The 651-nt window shown below is 65.6% G+C and carries 1 protein-coding gene; it reads right to left on the bottom strand.

From position 1 onward, the window contains the following. Positions 1 to 651: DNA translocase FtsK (locus tag GR328_RS26575; RefSeq protein ID WP_160888638.1), on the bottom strand; the 651-nt coding region annotated here is incomplete at both ends.

Raw genomic sequence — 651 nt, 5'->3', positions numbered from 1 at the left:
GCAGGATCTCGCGCTTGCCGGCATGGTTGGCGGGTCCGACGATGCCCTCCTGCTCCATGCGCTCCATCAGGGAGGCGGCGCGGTTGTAGCCGATCTGCAGGCGCCGTTGGATGTAGGAGGTCGACGCCTTCTTGTGCCGAAGGACGATGCCGACAGCCTGCTCGTAGATGTCGGACACCCCCAGCACGACATCGTCATCATCCGGCGAAAGCTCCGATGCCTCCAGATCTTCCGGCTCCTCGTCGTCGGCCGTGACGGCCTCGAGATAGACAGGCTCGCCCTGGCGCTTGAGGTGGTTGACCACCTTCTCCACCTCCTCGTCGGAGCAGAAGGGGCCGTGGACGCGGGTGATGCGCCCGCCGCCGGCCATGTAGAGCATGTCGCCCTGACCGAGTAGCTGCTCGGCGCCCATCTCGCCCAGGATCGTACGGCTGTCGATCTTGGAGGTCACCTGGAACGAGATCCGGGTGGGGAAGTTCGCCTTGATCGTGCCGGTGATCACGTCCACGGACGGGCGCTGCGTGGCCAGGATCACGTGGATGCCCGCCGCGCGCGCCATCTGGGCGAGACGCTGGATCGCACCTTCGATCTCCTTGCCGGCCACCATCATCAGGTCGGCCATCTCGTCCACGATCACCACGATGTAGGGCA

This window comes from Microvirga makkahensis (genome assembly GCF_009830105.1).
Lineage (GTDB): Bacteria > Pseudomonadota > Alphaproteobacteria > Rhizobiales > Beijerinckiaceae > Microvirga > Microvirga makkahensis.
This window is presented reverse-complemented; position numbering and strand designations above follow the sequence as displayed.